Origin of the sequence: Xenorhabdus hominickii (assembly GCF_002632725.1) — a bacterium.
In the GTDB taxonomy this organism is placed as follows: Bacteria; Pseudomonadota; Gammaproteobacteria; order Enterobacterales; family Enterobacteriaceae; genus Xenorhabdus; species Xenorhabdus hominickii.
In genome coordinates, this window is sequence record NZ_NJAI01000033.1 from 1 (window position 1) to 1,889 (window position 1,889).

At 45.5% G+C, this 1,889-nt stretch carries 4 protein-coding genes and 1 tRNA gene; all 5 read left to right on the plus strand.

Annotated features, from left to right (window positions below; all coding sequences use genetic code 11):
* Positions 1–106 precede the first annotated feature (106 nt).
* The 5 genes from Xhom_RS31750 (at position 107) to Xhom_RS24770 (ending at position 1,884) form a co-directional block, all read left to right on the plus strand.
* On the plus strand, positions 107–307 hold the full coding sequence (locus Xhom_RS31750; RefSeq protein ID WP_099140122.1) for a hypothetical protein: 201 nt from the start codon (positions 107–109) through the stop codon (positions 305–307).
* The gene (locus tag Xhom_RS24755; protein WP_069316235.1) at positions 270–899 is read left to right on the plus strand and encodes a recombination protein NinG; all 630 of its coding nucleotides are present in this window, start codon (positions 270–272) and stop codon (positions 897–899) included. Before Xhom_RS31750 ends, Xhom_RS24755 begins: the two co-directional genes overlap by 38 nt.
* Positions 896–1,090, plus strand: a complete 195-nt coding sequence (locus Xhom_RS24760) for a hypothetical protein (protein ID WP_069316234.1) — start codon at positions 896–898, stop codon at positions 1,088–1,090. The genes Xhom_RS24755 and Xhom_RS24760 overlap by 4 nt, the downstream gene beginning before the upstream one ends.
* The gene (locus Xhom_RS24765) at positions 1,087–1,578 is read left to right on the plus strand and encodes an antiterminator Q family protein (RefSeq protein WP_069316233.1); all 492 of its coding nucleotides are present in this window, start codon (positions 1,087–1,089) and stop codon (positions 1,576–1,578) included. The genes Xhom_RS24760 and Xhom_RS24765 overlap by 4 nt, the downstream gene beginning before the upstream one ends.
* A 230-nt stretch (positions 1,579–1,808) precedes the next feature.
* Positions 1,809–1,884: transfer RNA gene (locus tag Xhom_RS24770), tRNA-Phe, on the plus strand.
* Positions 1,885–1,889 lie beyond the last annotated feature (5 nt).

Consider the following 1,889-nt stretch of genomic DNA (forward strand, 5'->3'; position numbering starts at 1 on the left):
TTTGGCCATGGGCTGCATGTGGAGCAAATCAAATGAAGTACCTCATATTCATCGGAATTTGGGCAGCGTCAATGCTGATTATGGGACTGGTGTTGGGGGATAGGTGATGATTCGAATAACTGGCGGGTCATGGTGGTGCTATTTATGCAACAAAGAGCACGGTGAAGGGGCTGGATGCCCTCTATTGCCGCGGTTGAGAAGAACCAGTGATATCGAAGAAGAGTTAAAAGAGGCTGTCAGAAAAATCATAGACATGGAGAATGTAGGGAATGGCAAAGGCAAAAACGCCGAAGCCGAAGACCTGTAAAATCTGTCTCACCGAATTCACGCCATACCGATCCACTCAAACAGTCTGTTCAGTTCCCTGCTCTGTCCAATATGCCAAACAAGAGACCACGCGCAAGGCCGAGAGAGAATTGCGCCGTCAGCAGTCTGTTGAGCGTCAGGAACTGAAAGCCAGAAAAGAAAAGCTAAAATCCCAATCTGACTGGGAGAAAGAAGCTCAGGCTGCGTTTAATAAGTACATACGCGCCAGAGACCACAGGAAAGAGTGTGTCAGTTGTGGCTGTAAATTGGTAGGCGCTAATAATTATCTGACTGGCAGTGCCATTGATGCCAGCCATTACAGGTCAAGAGGTGCGGCATTACATTTGAGATTTAATGTTTTTAACGTCCATTCATCATGCACCCAATGTAATCGTCAACTCAGTGGTAACGCAGTTGAATATCGCATCCGGCTCATCAAACGAATTGGCCTCGGCAGGGTTGAGGCTCTCGAATCAAATAATAAAACGCGCAACTTCAATATCGATTATCTCAAACGAGTGAAACAAATATTCACCCGTCGGGCACGGTATTACGAAAAGCGCAGGAAACGCGAGTTTATGGAGGCGGCATGAACATAGTCTTCGATGATTTTTATGAGGCTATCGAGGATGCCAGACATAAAAAAGAGAAATACGGCAAGGACTACAACATCATCCAGAAAAAAGACCGCGCTATTGTTGTCGGTGAAGTCATGCACGGCGTCAGGATCATGTTTAGTACGGCCAATGATGATTATCACACAGTATTGCCGGAGGTGAGATGAGTAGTATCAGGGAGAAACAGCTCACTACAGAGCAACAAGATTGGATTGAACGATGGTTAAATTTATGGGGAGCATGGGTTTACAGTGGCAGGATTGATAAGCGCCAGATGAACATGATCTACAAGTTCATGGTGAGCGTAGAACCCCGTAAGGGACAAGACAGGCCGATATGCAATGATGATGATGGAATGTTGATTTCTCAGGTCGTCGATTCCGTCATGTGCATTGACCAAAAAGCCTACGGTATTTTACTGAGTTACTACGCTCATGGTGCCTCGAAACTGTCGATTGCATCTTACTATCACCGAGTCGCAAATCCACGCAAAATGATGACTCGCTCTGGGGGGAGGCTGAAAAAGCCTTCCCGTGGTACATGTCGTCGTGAAGTGGATGAGATTTTAAGTGCCAGCATCTATCTGTTGTATCAACCTCTGCAAAATGCGTTTAAAACTCGCAAACGTGTAGAGAAAATTAAAAAGATTGCATAGAACGTGTTGACATCAATGAGCAAATGAGCAATACTTTCGTATAAGGTTGCCGTAAGTGTTTCTTAGGTGGCCTTATCCGAATCTCAGACCTCGCCTCGGCGGGGTTTTTTGCTATCTACCCGTCGTAAATCCAACTACGAAAAGATATTTCGTAGTTCAAAATCCCAGACTTGCGGGATATTTAGATGAATATTTCAAGGCTACGCTAATGTGTGGCCTTTTTCATTTCTGGAACTTTGGCGTAGAGGGTTCGCGCGGATGCCTGAAGAGCATTAGGACTCGGTTCGATTCCGAGAGGTTCCACCAAATTA